Source organism: Zobellella denitrificans (genome assembly GCF_002407485.1).
Lineage (GTDB): Bacteria > Pseudomonadota > Gammaproteobacteria > Enterobacterales > Aeromonadaceae > Oceanimonas > Oceanimonas denitrificans.
In genome coordinates this window covers 1,369,449-1,384,063 of the sequence record NZ_CP012621.1, presented here as the reverse complement: position 1 = coordinate 1,384,063, position 14,615 = coordinate 1,369,449, and the positions used below count along the sequence as shown (strand labels likewise).

General features: G+C 61.9%; 8 protein-coding genes. 3 read left to right on the top strand and 5 right to left on the bottom strand.

What is annotated here, in order from left to right:
* The first annotated feature begins 9 nt into the window (after positions 1-9).
* The gene (locus tag AN401_RS06565; RefSeq protein ID WP_096778848.1) at positions 10-783 is read left to right on the top strand and encodes a TOBE domain-containing protein; all 774 of its coding nucleotides are present in this window, start codon (positions 10-12) and stop codon (positions 781-783) included.
* Between the two features lie 81 nt (positions 784-864).
* On the opposite strand, the gene acnA is transcribed toward AN401_RS06565, so the two are convergent.
* On the bottom strand, positions 865-3,573 hold the full coding sequence (gene acnA / locus AN401_RS06560; protein WP_094037902.1) for an aconitate hydratase AcnA: 2,709 nt from the start codon (positions 3,571-3,573) through the stop codon (positions 865-867).
* 301 nt (positions 3,574-3,874) lie between these two features.
* Between acnA and rimK the strand changes: the two genes are divergently transcribed.
* Together rimK and AN401_RS06550 are read left to right on the top strand one after the other, a co-directional pair.
* Positions 3,875-4,777, top strand: coding sequence for a 30S ribosomal protein S6--L-glutamate ligase (gene rimK / locus AN401_RS06555; protein WP_094037903.1), 903 nt, complete (start codon positions 3,875-3,877; stop codon positions 4,775-4,777).
* Entirely contained in the window at positions 4,777-5,796 is a 1,020-nt protein-coding gene (locus AN401_RS06550) for a succinylglutamate desuccinylase/aspartoacylase family protein (protein WP_094037904.1), read from the top strand. Before rimK ends, AN401_RS06550 begins: the two co-directional genes overlap by 1 nt.
* 93 nt (positions 5,797-5,889) lie before the next feature.
* Here the strand turns inward: AN401_RS06550 and serA are convergent, their stop codons facing one another.
* The 4 genes from serA to AN401_RS06530 all read right to left on the bottom strand — a co-directional run bounded on the left by serA (position 5,890) and on the right by AN401_RS06530 (position 14,510).
* Positions 5,890-7,119 carry a phosphoglycerate dehydrogenase gene (gene serA, locus AN401_RS06545; RefSeq protein ID WP_094037905.1) on the bottom strand — a complete coding sequence of 410 codons (1,230 nt, stop codon included), beginning with the start codon at positions 7,117-7,119 and terminating at the stop codon, positions 5,890-5,892.
* A 195-nt stretch (positions 7,120-7,314) separates the two neighbouring features.
* Positions 7,315-8,025, bottom strand: coding sequence for an SIMPL domain-containing protein (locus AN401_RS06540; RefSeq protein ID WP_096778847.1), 711 nt, complete (start codon positions 8,023-8,025; stop codon positions 7,315-7,317).
* 56 nt (positions 8,026-8,081) lie between these two features.
* The gene (locus AN401_RS06535; protein WP_094037907.1) at positions 8,082-8,582 is read right to left on the bottom strand and encodes a hypothetical protein; all 501 of its coding nucleotides are present in this window, start codon (positions 8,580-8,582) and stop codon (positions 8,082-8,084) included.
* A 30-nt stretch (positions 8,583-8,612) separates the two neighbouring features.
* Positions 8,613-14,510 carry a retention module-containing protein gene (locus tag AN401_RS06530; RefSeq protein ID WP_096778846.1) on the bottom strand — a complete coding sequence of 1,966 codons (5,898 nt, stop codon included), beginning with the start codon at positions 14,508-14,510 and terminating at the stop codon, positions 8,613-8,615.
* Positions 14,511-14,615: the final 105 nt, after the last annotated feature.

Genomic DNA, 14,615 nt, shown 5'->3' with positions numbered 1-14,615 from the left:
TAGATGAATATGGATCTGGAACTCCTGCTCAGCCTGCACCGCGAGGGTCGGCTGTTCGTCAACCCCAAGCGCATCCGCCTGCTGGAATGCATTCGCGCACAGGGCTCCATCAGCCAGGGCGCCAAGGCCGCCAGCATCAGCTACAAGTCGGCCTGGGACGCGGTGCGCGAGATGAACGAGCTGGCCGGACAGCCGGTGGTGGAGAGCGAGGCCGGCGGCAAGGGCGGCGGCGGCGCCCGCCTCACCCCCTATGGCGAGCGGCTGCTGAAAGTCTACAGCCTGCTGGCCCGGATAGAGCGGATGGCGGTGGACGCCCTGCAGGACGAGGCCGCCTCCCTCGACAGCCTGCTGGCGGTGGTGGCGCGCTTCGGCCTGCAGACCAGCGCCCGCAATCAGTTCTTCGCCCGGGTGGAAGGAATGGATCCGAGCGATCTCAGCCGCAAGGTCCGGCTGCGGCTGGACGGCGGCGCCCTGCTTTACGCGGACATCACCGAACAAAGCTGCCGGCGGCTGGGACTGGCGCCGGGCAAGGAGGTGCTGGCGCTGATCAAGGCGCCCTGGGTCGCCGTTGAAACGGCGCCAGCCGACGACACCCGCAACCGCCTGGCCGGCGCCATCGTCGAGGTGGCCAGCGGCGAGCAGTTCAACGAAATTACCCTGCGACTGGATCAGGGCCATGAGATCCACGCCCTGCGCCCGGCGCAGGAACCCCTGCCCGCCCCGGGCAGCCGCGCCTTCGCCTGCTTCGCCCCCGACCAGGTGATCCTCGCCACCCTGGGTTAAAAAACAGCTGGAAGACGTAAGCTGGAAGCCGAGTCTGCCCCCCTCGGTTTGCTTCCAGCTTCCAGCCTCAAGCTTCCGGCTTCAGAGCATTCTGCGGATCACATAGTGCAGTATGCCGCCGTGGCGGTAGTAGGTGAGTTCCTCCCCGGTGTCGATACGGCAGCGCACCTGGATCTCCCGCTCCTTGCCGTCGGCGTCCGTTATCTCCACCGTCAGCGTCTTGCCGGGTGTCAGCTCGTTCAGGCCGCGGATGCCGAGCCGCTCGTCTCCTTTTAGCCCCAGGCCGGCGGCACTGTCGCCACCGGTGAATTCCAGCGGCACCACCCCCATGCCGATCAGGTTGGAGCGGTGGATGCGCTCGAAGGATTCGGCGATCACCGCGCGTACGCCCAGCAGGCGGGTGCCCTTGGCGGCCCAGTCGCGGCTGGAGCCGGTGCCGTACTCCTTGCCGGCCACCACCACCAGGGGCACGCCCTCCTCCTGGTAGCGCATGGCCGCGTCATAGATGGCCAGTTGCTCACCGCTGGGATAATGGCGGGTCTCGCCCCCTTCCACCCCGTCCAGCATCAGGTTGCGGATGCGGATATTGGCAAAGGTGCCGCGCATCATCACCTCGTGGTTGCCGCGCCGCGAGCCGTAGGAGTTGAAATCACGCGGCTCGACGCCCAGGGACCGCAGGTAGCGTCCCGCCGGGCTGTCGGCCTTGATGTTGCCGGCCGGGGAAATATGGTCCGTGGTCACCGAATCTCCCAGTATGGCCAGCAGCCGGGCATCCTTGATGTCCGCCACCGGCTCGGGCTCCTTGCCCATGGTCTCGAAAAAAGGCGGATGGCGGATATAGCTGGAATCCGGCTGCCAGTCGAAGGTGCTACCGCCGGTGACCGCGATGGCCCGCCAGCGCTCATCGCCCTCGAACACCTCGGCATATTCCTTGCGGAACATCTCGCTGTTCACCTGCTCCACCGCCTTGGTGATGGCCTGCTGGCTGGGCCAGATATCTTTGAGGTAGACCGGTTTTCCGTCCTTGCCGGTACCGAGCGGATCCCGGGTCAGATCCACCTTGATGTTGCCGGCCAGGGCGTAGGCCACCACCAGCGGCGGCGAGGCCAGCCAGTTGGCCTTGACCAGGGGATGGATGCGACCTTCGAAGTTGCGGTTGCCCGACAACACGGAGGCGACCGTGATGTCGTCCTGCCGGATGGCCTGCTCGATGGGCTCGGGCAGGGGGCCCGAGTTGCCGATGCAGGTAGTGCAGCCATAGCCCACCAGGTAGAAGCCCAGACGCTCCAGCCAGGGCATCAGCCCGGCCTTCTTCAGGTAGTCGGTCACCACCTTGGAGCCCGGTGCCAGGGAACTCTTGACCCAGGGCGCCCGGGTCAGGCCCTTCTCCGCCGCCGCCTTGGCCAGCAGGCCGGCGGCCATCAGCACGCTGGGGTTGGAGGTATTGGTGCAGGAGGTAATGGCGGCAATGACCACGGCGCCCTCCTGCAGCCGATGGTTTTGGCCATCTAGGGAAAATTCGGTGCCGGCAGATGGCTGATTGGCACCCACCGCCGTCTGGCCGCCTTCATTTTCCAGTCGGCTCTGCTGGGCCGCTTCCACCTTGATCTGGTTGCCAAGCGCAAAGGCTTCCGCTACCCGCGACAGCGGTACCCTGTCCTGGGGCCGCTTGGGCCCGGCCAGGCAGGCCTCCACCTGACCCATGTCCAGGCTCAGGGTGTCGGTGAACACCGGCTCGTCGCCGGGGTGGCGCCACAGGCCCTGGGCCTTGCAATAGGCTTCCACCAGTGCGAGCTGCTCCTCGTCGCGACCGGTCAGCCGCAGGTAGCGCAGGGTTTCCTCGTCCACCGGGAAGAAACCGCAGGTGGCGCCGTATTCCGGCGCCATGTTGGCGATGGTGGCCCTGTCCGCCAGGGGCAGGCTCGCCAGGCCGTCGCCGTAGAATTCCACGAACTTGCCCACCACCCCCTTCTTGCGCAGCATCTCGGTGACGGTGAGCACCAGATCGGTGGCGGTGATGCCCTCGCGCAACTTGCCGCTCAGTTTAAAGCCCACCACCTCGGGGATCAGCATGGACACCGGCTGGCCCAGCATCGCCGCCTCCGCCTCTATGCCGCCCACGCCCCAGCCGAGCACGCCCAGGGCGTTGATCATGGTGGTGTGGGAATCGGTGCCCACCAGGGTGTCGGGGCAGACGACGGTGTCGCCCTCGCCGGGCAGGCGCCACACGGTCCGGCCCAGGTATTCCAGGTTGACCTGGTGGCAGATGCCGGTGCCGGGCGGCACCACCCGGAAGTTGTCGAAGGTCTGCTGACCCCAGCGCAGGAAGGCGTAGCGCTCGCCGTTGCGGGCCATTTCCAGGTCCACGTTGGTGGCGAAGGACTTGTCGTCGGCGAAGGCGTCCACCATCACCGAATGGTCGATGACCAGATCCACCGCCGTCAGCGGGTTGACCTTTTCCACCTCGCCGCCCAGGCGTTGCACGGCTTGGCGCATGGCGGCCAGATCCACCACCGCCGGCACCCCGGTAAAGTCCTGCATCAGCACCCGCACCGGACGAAAGGCGATCTCCCGCTCGCTGGTACCGCCGTTCAGCCAGTCGGCCATGGCGGCGATATCGTCCGGGCCGACGCCGTCCTGTCCCTGGTGGCGCAGCAGGTTCTCGGCGAGCACCTTGAGGGACTTGGGCAGGCGGGCCAGGGCCTTGCCGCCCGGCGCCTGCTCCAGGCTGTAGTAGAGACAGGACTGTTCGCCCAGTTTCAGTGTGGATAGCTTCGAAATGGAAGACATGGCTCCTCCTCGCTCGGTTGGCTGCCGGGCAGCCGGCCAGTATGCTGCCGCCCGCTCACATGGGATTATTATTTAGGCACAGCGGGCGCCACAAATAAAGGTGCCGGCCGAAACCGGACGCCGCCCGGCCGTTGCCGGATAAATCGACAATAGTGGCGCTTTGACCGCAAAACGAATATTTTTGACCCCAACCCCGCTTTTTCTTGTTGGCGCCGGCCCCCCGGATAGCGTAGATAGTGGGCCTGATTTTATGCTCCCCCGGATCGAGAAACAGAGAGCCGTGCCAAGCCTGATGAAACCCATGAACATTGCCATTCTTTCGCGTAACGCGTCCCTGTACTCCACCCGCCGCCTGCGGGAGGCGGCCGAGGTGCGGGGACACAAGGTCACCATCATCGATGCCCTCAAGTGTTACATGAACATCAACGACAACAAGCCCTCCATCCATTACCAGGGCCGGGAGCTGGAGCATTTCGACGCCGTGATCCCGCGCATCGGCGCCTCCATCACCTTCTACGGCACCGCGGTGCTGCGCCAGTTCGAGATGATGGGCTGTTATTCCCTGAACCACTCCGCCGCCATCAGCCGCTCCCGGGACAAGCTGCGCTCGCTGCAGCTGCTGTCCGGCCAGGGCGTCGGCATGCCCATCACCGGCTTCGCCTGCAAGCCCGGCGATGTGCCGGATCTGATCGACATGGTGGGCGGCGCGCCTCTGGTGATCAAGCTGCTCGAGGGCACCCAGGGCATAGGAGTGGTGCTGGCGGAAACCCGCAAGGCGGCGGAGAGCGTGCTGGAGGCCTTTATGGGACTCAAAGCCAACATCATGGTGCAGGAATTCATCGAAGAGGCGAACGGCGCCGATCTCCGCTGCTTCGTGCTGGGCGACAGGGTCATTGCCGCCATGAAGCGCCAGGCCAGGGAGGGCGAGTTCCGCTCCAACCTGCACCGGGGCGGTGAAGCCACCCTGGTGCGCATCAGTCCGGAGGAGCGCAAGACCGCCATCGCCTCGGCCAAGGCCATGGGCCTGAGCGTGGCCGGGGTGGATCTGCTTCGTTCCAAACGCGGCCCCCTGGTAATGGAGGTCAATTCCTCCCCCGGGCTGGAGGGCATAGAGCAGGCCACCGGCAAGGACGTGGCAGAGTTGATGATCCAGTACATCGAAAAACACGCCCACAAGAAACGCAAGTCTCAGGAGCGCGGCTGATGCGGGAGAGCTTTCCTATCGCCGGTACCCAGATAACGCCCGGCAGCCGCCGGGTATTGCAACTGGCCCTGGCCCAGCTCTATACCCAGTCGCCCCTGACGGTGCCGTTGGAGGTGGTGCATGGCCGGCAGCCCGGCCCGGTGCTCTTGATCTGCGCCGCCATCCACGGCGACGAGCTGAACGGCATCGAGATCGTCAACCAGGTGCTGGCCCGGGTAAACCCGGCGCGGCTCAAGGGCACCCTGGTGGCGGTGCCCGTGGTCAATGTATTCGGCTTTATCCACAAGTCCCGCTACCTGCCGGACCGGCGGGATCTGAACCGCTGCTTTCCCGGCTCGGAGAAAGGCTCGCTCGGCGCGCGGGTGGCCCATTTCTTCGTGGACGAGATCGTCAGCCAATGCAGCCACATCGTGGATCTGCACACCGGGGCCATCCACAGATCCAACCTGCCCCAGATCCGGGCCAGGCTGGACTGCCCCGCCACCCGCCAGATGGCGGACGACTTCGGCGCCCCCGTGGTGCTGGACGCCAGCATCCGCGACGGCTCGCTCCGGGCGGTGGCGGAAAGCAGGGGCATCCCCGTGATCCTTTACGAGGCAGGCGAGGCCCTGCGCTTCGATCCGCTCGCCATCAAGGCCGGAACCCGGGGCGTGCTCAACGTGATGCGCGGCCTCGGCATGCTGAAACCGGTGGCCGGCAAGGCCAAGGTTAAACCCATGATCGCCAAATCCAGCACCTGGATCCGGGCCGAGCAGGACGGCCTGCTGCACCTCAAGGCCCGCCTCGGCGACCGGGTCAGCAAGGGCCAGTGCCTGGGCACCATCAGCGCCCCCCTGGGCGCCGACACCTGCGAGGTCACGGCACCGCGCAGCGGCATCGTCATCGGCTGCCTGACCATGCCGCTGGTCAACGAGGGGGATGCGGTGTGCCACCTCGCCAGCTTCGACGAGGTCAAGCAGGCGGAGCTGAGTGTGGAGCGCTTTGTGGATGAGCTGGATATCCGGCCGGAAGTGCTGTAGCCCGTAACGGCCAAGGTGAACAACCGACAATTTGAGCAAATAAAAAGCCCGGTTTCCCGGGCTTCTAGCTTCTAGCTTCTAGCTTCTAGCTTCTTAGTGCAGGATACGGGCGCGGATGGTGCCCTCGATGGCCTTGAGCCTGGTCAGGGCCTGCTCGCTCTGGGCGGTTTCCACATCGATCACCACATAACCGATTTTCGGCGAGGTTTGCAGATACTGGGCCGCGATATTGATGTTTTCGCTGGCGAAAGCCTGGGTGATCTGATTCAGTATGCCCGGCTTGTTATGGTGGATGTGCAGCAGCCGGCTGGTGCCGGAATGCTCGGGCAGGGACACCTCGGGGAAGTTGACCGCCGACAGGGTGGAGCCGTTGTCGGAGTACTTGATAAGCTTGCCCGCCACTTCGTAGCCGATGTTCTCCTGGGCTTCCTGGGTGGAGCCGCCGACATGGGGAGTCAGGATGACGTTGTCGAACTCGCGCAGCGGCGACATGAATTCTTCATCGTTGGACTTGGGCTCGACCGGGAAGACGTCGATGGCGGCACCGGCGACATGCTTGCTGCGCAGGGCCTCGGCCAGGGCCTCGATCTCCACCACGGTGCCACGGGAGGCGTTGATCAGGATGGCACCCGGCTTCATCATCGCCAGCTCCTCGGCGCCAATCATGTTCTTGGTCTGGGGGGTTTCCGGCACGTGCAGGGACACCACGTCGGACATGTTGAGCAGCTCTTCCAGGCTGGCAATCTGGGTGGCGTTGCCGAGCGACAGCTTGTTTTCGATATCGTAGTAGAACACCTGCATGCCGATACCCTCGGCGATAATGCCGAGCTGGGTGCCGATATGACCGTAACCGATGATGCCGAGCTTCTTGCCACGCGCCTCGAAGGAATGAGTGGCGGTTTTCTGCCAGATACCGCGGTGAGCCAGGGCATTGCGCTCGGGGATGCCGCGCAGCAGCAGCAACAGCTCACCCAGCACCAGTTCGGCCACGCTGCGGGTGTTGGAGAAGGGGGCGTTGAACACCGGAATACCGCGGATCTCGGCCGCCGCCAGATCGACCTGGTTGGTGCCGATGCAGAAGCAGCCGATGGCCACCAGCTTGTCGGCCGCGTCCAGCACGGTGTCGGTCAGTTGGGTACGGGAGCGGATGCCGACGAAATGAACGTCCTTGATGCGTTCCTTGAGTTCATCTTCTGCCAGAGAGGTCTTCAGATAGTCGATATTGCTGTAGCCAGCATTTTTAAAGGAATCAACGGTGCCTGGATGCACGCCTTCCAATAATAAAATTTTAATTTTTTCTTTATCTAAAGAATAGTTAGCCATTACCTGGTCCTTTATGACAACTGCGTTATAGGACCATAAAGTATCAAAAACATCGGCTTTAGGGAATTTCTGTAATCAAGGTCACGTTTTTTTAAGTTATAAATTTTTTTTTAATCACTGAACCCTTTTACTGCGGGGGAATCGGCCGGCTCCGGACGGAGCATCCGGGGAATATTCCCTTTCCCCGGCCACCTTTTATTCGAGGGTAAACACCACCTGTACCGAGTCGTTGAACTGGATTTCGTTCTGCACATAGCTGGCGTCCAGGCTCTCGGCCGAAGCCATCTTCGCCATCATGCCGAAGGGACGCGGCATGATGGGCCCCTGTGCCTGGTATTCGATGGCGTACACTTCGCCCAGGCTGCGGCCAAAGCCCGCCGCCAGCTCTTCGGCCAGGGCCTGGGCGTTGGCCACCGCCGCCGCGCGGGCCTCCCGGCGCACTTCGTCCGCATCACGCCTGCCGTAGCTGACCTGCTGAATGTTCTGAATGCCCTGCTCCAGTATCTTGTTGAGCGCCGGGCTCAATTGTTCCAGATCGTACAGCCGCACCGTGATCTGCCGCTCGGCCAGGTATCCTTTCAGCTCGGGACCGTCCCCGTCTTTCGGATAGCGATAATCGGGACGGGTGATGACATTGCCGCTGTCGATATCTTCCTTGTTGATGCCCAGCCCCGCCAGGCTGCTGAACAGGGCGGCGACCTTGGTGTCGACCTCTTCCTTGGCGGCGCGGCTTTCCGGCTTGAGCGCGGTCACCGAGACCGATAGGGTCGCCATGTCGGGTTCAACCCGGATCTCGGATTGGCCCTGGGTGACCAGGTGGGGGGCATCGGGCACGGCGATGGCGAAGCTGGCCGAGCTGAACAACAAGGGCAGCAGTGACAGGCTGCCGAGGGGGAAAATACGCATGGTGTTGCCTCATGATGGAAATGACCTGATATCTGACCCGGATGGGCCCGACCGGTTCAATCGTGATGATGATACACCGCCAGCCAGTTGACCACATCGTCGATCAGCTCGCTGCTGAGCCCCGCTGTGTCAGGGGCAGTCGCAGGAAGAGTCTCATCCAAATCCATCACTTCGTCCAGGATGTCGTCGAGATCCGGCAATACCAGCTCCCCGGGGCCATTGCCGGAAACCAGCCCGGTGGAAGGCAGGGGAACGCCTTCTTGCAGCAGGATATCGTCCAGCTCCCCCGCCCTGGCAACGGGCTGCAGGCGTGCCCCGCTTTCATCCAGCAGGATCACTTCCCCGGCGCTTCCCTGCCCCCACAGGGACCAGCGTTGCTCCTCAAAATCGATGGAGAAGGATCCCAGCGGCTCTCCCTCTCCATCGAAGAGTTCGACCTCTTCCAGGCTGCCGCCCGGCAGCGACCACGGCAGGTTGACCCCGTCGTCCACCAATATGTCCTGCCCGTTCCAGTGGTAGCTGACACCCTGGAGCAGGGCCGTTGTCACCTTGGCCATGGTTGCCTCGCCTTTACCTGAGCCCCGCCGTCATGACTTGTCCACCATCAGCGACTGATCGTCCAGCATGGCGTTGATCAGTGCGCTGCTGCTGTTGACACCGTAATCCGCCAGCAGGTCCTGGTTCTCGAAGCGGATAACCTGGGTATTGCCGCCGTCACCACCAGGCGAGACGGTGAGCAGGGTATCGCCGTTATCCAGGCTGAAGTTCAGGTAGTCGTTCAAGTTTCCGGACTCCTCGCCATTGAGCAGTTCGCTCAGATCAAGCTGGTCAATCCCCTTTTCAAAGTCGGTGATGGTATTGACGGAGCCGGCGTCGGCCTCGATAAAGCGGAAAATATCCGCCCCGTCTCCCCCGGTCAGGGTGTTATTGCCCAAACCGCCTATCAGGATATCATCGCCGGCACCGCCAATAAGAATGTCGTTACCGGCATATCCGAACAGATAGCTTCCGTCATCAGAGGCAGTAAGAAGGTTATCATCATTCGTTCCTTCAATACTCTTGATATCAGGATAAACCGTCACATTAATGGTACTGCTGACGGAATCACCATCTCCATCAAATCCTGTTACGGGCAGTTCAAAAGTAACGACTTCAAGCTCGGAAGACTGACCAAAAGAAAAAGAGCCCAGTTTGAAATCCGTGCTGACATTATCATTATCAACAACCCCACTCGCCGACTCAACCGCCTCTATCTCAATGGCATTAAAGGCTTCCGCATTTCCTTCTTCATCAAAACTAACTATTTTAAAACTCCAGCCATTACCAAGATTATATATGATGACACCATCACCATCTTGCGCCACATGATTTTCATTATCCTGAACGACTCCCTTATCATCGTAAATAATAATTTCATCAACCGTGAGCGACAACTGCTTATCTGTTGTCGCCCCCACCATACTGCTAGTTGCGTTGGTAGCACTACCACTGGCAGCATAAATACGCAACTTGAAGTCTGCATCCTTGTTGCTTCCTGAGACAGTGATATTCTGGAGAAAGGAAAATGTTTGCTGATAGCCCTCAAAACTATAGCTTTCACTATTTTTCTGATCATTAACACTTAGCCCAGTCACCAGATCGTAGCGAATAATCTCGCCAGCTGTTAAATTGTTACCTGTACCCACACCTAAAGTATTGGCATTGCTATTAACAGTCCCAAAAACACCGTCATCCAATGGCATGATCTCGGAAGTAACCAAAACATCATTACTGGCATCAGGATCCGGATTTTGCTTACTCCCTATATTCAACCCCTTAAATGGAATATTACCGCCGCCGACACCGGACAAATCCGTTACCGTTGTCATTATAGAGCTACTTATTAAGCTTCCGGAGAACATAGTGATGGACATATCCCCACTAGCATTTATTTCCGCATTAAACGCCACTTCTCCGTCTTGCGTCATGGCTTTCAGATTATTTTCACTTCCATTATAAAACAAAAACAAAGGTTTATTATTCATATAGAGCTGGTTGCCATTCTCATCCAACAAGGCTTGTCCATCTACTATAGAAAAGACGACTGAACCCACACCATCTGCTCCAGCATTTTCCGCAAAGTTCAGTGATTTGGTGATGGTAGTAGGCAAAGGCTCTTCCACCCCTAAAACCACATGAACCCCCTCTGGGTAGAAGTTGGCTGGCCCGTCATCTTTAAAAGAGATTTGCCCGGACACATCCACCACCGCGCTGGTGACGCTGTCGCCGTCGCCGTCGGTCAGGGTCACCGTCATCCCCAGTGCCCCCGCCGCCAATGGCAACGCATCATTCGGATTGGTGGCGTCCGGATGCTGCAGCGACAGGTACTGCTCCACCGTCACCACCCCGGTCGCGACGTCGACATGGATGGCAAAGGCGGCCTGGCCGTCGAAGTCACCGCCGTTCACCACCCCGACCACCACACCGCTGGCCAGCAGCACCAGGCTGATCGGTGCACCATCGGTCACTTTCAACCCAGATTCCGCCTGGATCACCGTCAATGCGTATACCAGGGAGTCTTCTGACGCCGGACCATCGGCACCAAAGGCCTCATCGGTCAAGGTCACCAATGCCCCCTCGCTCTGGGCCCGGCTGATATAGCCACTGCCCTCTACATCGGGATCATCTCCTTTCACTATCGCGCCGGTGTCGATGGTCGCCACACCACTGGTCGTCGCCGTCTCGTCCAGTTGCACTTGAATATCTTGAGCATTGTCAGCCTGCACCCTGGGGCCATCGTCGTTGATCAGGACCGTCAGCGTCGCCTCCGGCGAGACGTCGCCGTCGTCGTCGGTCACCCGCACCTGGAACTGGTCCTGCACCTGGTCGGCGGTGCCGATGGCATTCGGGTCGTCATGCTCGAGGCTGTTGGTGTCGAGGGTATAGGTCCAGCTGCCGTCGGTATTGACCGACAGGGTGCCGTAGTCCCCCTGCACCAAGGTGCCGTCGGCGTCGATCTTGATCCAGTTACCGTCCTTGTCCTGCACCTCGATAAAGTCCAGGGCATCGTTGCCGGTCTTGATATCCAGCGAACCGGAGGCGGTCAGGTCACCGCCACCACTGCCCGCCGGCAGCGCCGATTCCCACACCACGCCATCGTCACCCTCGGCCAAGAGCACCGATACCGTCGGCTTGGAGTCGCCCTGCAGGGTGATGGTCACGGTCGCCGTGGCGCTGTCTCCGTCCCCGTCGGTAAGACGGTACTGGAAGCTCACCTCGCCTTCCTCGCCCGCCGCCGGGGTATAGCTGAAGGTGCCGTCATTGTTGTACACCAGGCTGCCACTGCCGGTGAGGCTGCCCTCCACCAGCGCCACGCCGCTGGCCAGGTCGACGCCGTCCGCCCCCGCCTTGTCGTTGGCGAACACGTCAATGGTGACCGGCTCGTTTTCATTCGCCTGGCTGGCACTGTCGTCCTCGGCCACGGGGCCATCGTCGTTGATCAGGACCGTCAGCATCGCCTCCGGCGAGACGTCGCCGTCGTCGTCGGTCACCCGCACCTGGAACTGGTCCTGCACCTGGTCGGCGCCACCGGTCTGGTCGATGCCGTCATGGTCCAGGGTGTGCTCCGCCAGGGTATAGGTCCAGCTGCCGTCGGTATTGACCGACAGGGTGCCGTAGTCCCCCTGCACCAAGGTGCCGTCGGCGTCGATCTTGATCCAGTTACCGTCCTTGTCCTGCACCTCGATAAAGTCCAGGGCATCGTTGCCGGTCTTGATATCCAGCGAACCGGAGGCGGTCAGGTCACCGCCGCCACTGCCCGCCGGCAGCGCCGATTCCCACACCACGCCATCGTCACCCTCGGCCAAGAGCACCGATACCGTCGGCTTGGAGTCGCCCTGCAGGGTGATGGTCACGGTCGCCGTGGCGCTGTCCCCGTCCCCGTCGGTAAGACGGTACTGGAAGCTCACCTCGCCTTCCTCGCCCGCCGCCGGGGTATAGCTGAAGGTGCCGTCATTGTTGTACACCAGGCTGCCACTGCCGGTGAGGCTGCCCTCCACCAGCGCCACGCCGCTGGCCAGGTCGACGCCGTCCGCCCCCGCCTTGTCGTTGGCGAACACATCTATGGTGACCGGCTCGTTTTCATTCGCCTGGCTGGCACTGTCGTCCTCGGCCACGGGGCCGTCATCGTTGACCTGGATGGTCAGCATCGCCTCCGGCGAGACGTCGCCGTCGTCGTCGGTCACCCGCACCTGGAACTGGTCCTGCACCTGGTCGGCGCCACCGGTCTGGTCGATGCCGTCATGGTCCAGGCTGTGCTCCGCCAGGGTATAGGTCCAGCTGCCGTCGGTATTGACCGACAGGGTGCCGTAGTCCCCCTGCACCAAGGTGCCGTCGGCGTCGATCTTGATCCAGTTACCGTCCTTGTCCTGCACCTCGATAAAGTCCAGGGCATCGTTGCCGGTCTTGATATCCAGCGAACCGGAGGCGGTCAGGTCACCGCCACCACTGCCCGCCGGCAGCGCCGATTCCCACACCACGCCATCGTCACCCTCGGCCAAGAGCACCGATACCGTCGGCTTGGAGTCGCCCTGCAGGGTGATGGTCACGGTCGCCGTGGCGCTGTCCCCGTCCCCGTCGGTAAGGCGGTACTGGAAGCTCACCTCGCCTTCCTCGCCCACCGCCGGGGTATAGCTGAAGGTACCGTCATTGTTGTACACCAGGCTGCCACTGCCGGTGAGGCTGCCCTCCACCAGCGCCACGCCGCTGGCCAGATCGACACCGTCCGCCCCCGCCTTGTCGTTGGCGAACACGTCAATGGTGACCGGCTCGTTTTCATTCGCCTGGCTGGCACTGTCGTCCTCGGCCACGGGGCCGTCATCGTTGATCAGGACCGCCAGCGTCGCCTCCGGCGAGACGTCACCGTCGTCGTCGGTCACCCGCACCTGGAACTGGTCCTGTACCTGGTCGGCGCCACCGGTCTGGTCGATGCCGTCATGGTCCAGGCTGTGCTCCGCCAGGGTATAGGTCCAGCTGCCGTCGGTATTGACCGACAGGGTGCCGTAGTCCCCCTGCACCAAGGTGCCGTCGGCGTCGATCTTGATCCAGTTACCGTCCTTGTCCTGCACCTCGATAAAGTCCAGGGCATCGTTGCCGGTATTGATATCCAGCGAACCGGAGGCGGTCAGGTCACCACCACCACTGCCGATGACCGGCAGCGCCGATTCCCACACCACGCCATCGTCCCCCTCGGCCAAGAGCACCGATACCGTCGGCTTGGAGTCACCCTGCAGGGTGATGGTCACGGTCGCCGTGGCGCTGTCCCCATCCCCGTCGGTAAGACGGTACTGGAAGCTCACCTCGCCTTCCTCGCCCGCCGCCGGGGTATAGCTGAAGGTGCCGTCATTGTTGTACACCAGGCTGCCACTGCCGGTGAGGCTGCCCTCCACCAGCGCCACACCGCTGGCCAGATCGACACCGTCCGCCCCCTCCTTGTCGTTGTCGAACACCTCGACCGTGATCGGCGCATTCTCCTCCACCTGGGTGGCACTGTCGTCCTCGGCCAGCGGGCCATCGTCGAGGATAAAGATATCCAGGCTGGCGCTGGCGCTATCACCATCGTCGTCGGTCACCCTAATCTGGAACACATCGCTCAGCACGTCCTGATCGAACACCAGCCCCTCGTTCTCATGAGCTACAGGAGCGTTGAGGGTATAGATCCAGGTAAAGTCGGGGTTGATCACCAGGGTGCCGTAAAGTCCTTCCACTACGCCGCCATTGGTCACATTGATCCAGATGCCGTCCTTGTTCTGTACCAGCACCTCCAGGGCCGCCAGCGCATCGGTACCGGTATTGATCGCTATGATGCCCTGGGTAACATGCTGGCCATTGCCGGCCTTGCTGCCCCCTTCCAGGCCGGCTTCGCTCACCCAGGAAAAGGCGCCGTCCACACCGGGCAACTGGGGCTGGCCCTCCGGATCGGTGGGCGGCTGGGGAATGATCACTATGGTCGGAATGGAATTGGGCGGCAGAGGTTCATCGGCCGGCAGCAGCAGATCCAGGGTATCGACCGTTTCGAAGGCCAGCGGATTGAAGGCGGTAAGAAAACCGGCCTCGGGCTGGACAAAGCCCCCCACCCTGTCCACCACCACGAAACCGCCGTTGCCGCTACCCAGCCCGGCCACGCCGGCGGCAACAGGCCCGGCGGCGGGACCGGCCGCCGGGGCTTCAAACAGTTCGGTCGGATCCAAACCGGCCAGAATGGCCGCCTGGATGGCATCCACCTCCGCCAGGGTATCGTTGTCCATGGGAACCTGGGCCGCTTCCGCCGGTAATTCGGGATTGTCGTCATAGACGATGCGGGTATTCTCGTCGGTCACCAGCAGGGTGCCCGGCAACAGGATTTGTCCCGGTGCCACCAGTTGCAGGGTACCATCCTGGCCTATCACATAGGCCCGGCCTTCCAGTTCCAGAATTTGAACTGCTTTCTCGATACGGGTGGTTTCCATGGCTCTCTTCCCTAATTCTCGCCTGTAATACCTTAAGGCTAGGGCGGAAATCCGTTGGTTTCCTACACAAAAAATCGGCGATTCCCGCAATGGGAATCGCCGCTA

Excerpts from the sequence above, each read along its gene's own strand:
- AN401_RS06565 (WP_096778848.1), top strand. The coding sequence starts at position 10 with ATGGATCTGGAACTCCTGCTCAGCCTGCACCGCGAGGGTCGGCTGTTC.
- acnA (WP_094037902.1), bottom strand. The coding sequence starts at position 3,573 with ATGTCTTCCATTTCGAAGCTATCCACACTGAAACTGGGCGAACAGTCC.
- rimK (WP_094037903.1), top strand. The coding sequence starts at position 3,875 with ATGAACATTGCCATTCTTTCGCGTAACGCGTCCCTGTACTCCACCCGC.
- AN401_RS06550 (WP_094037904.1), top strand. The coding sequence starts at position 4,777 with ATGCGGGAGAGCTTTCCTATCGCCGGTACCCAGATAACGCCCGGCAGC.
- serA (WP_094037905.1), bottom strand. The coding sequence starts at position 7,119 with ATGGCTAACTATTCTTTAGATAAAGAAAAAATTAAAATTTTATTATTG.
- AN401_RS06540 (WP_096778847.1), bottom strand. The coding sequence starts at position 8,025 with ATGCGTATTTTCCCCCTCGGCAGCCTGTCACTGCTGCCCTTGTTGTTC.
- AN401_RS06535 (WP_094037907.1), bottom strand. The coding sequence starts at position 8,582 with ATGGCCAAGGTGACAACGGCCCTGCTCCAGGGTGTCAGCTACCACTGG.
- AN401_RS06530 (WP_096778846.1), bottom strand. The coding sequence starts at position 14,510 with ATGGAAACCACCCGTATCGAGAAAGCAGTTCAAATTCTGGAACTGGAA.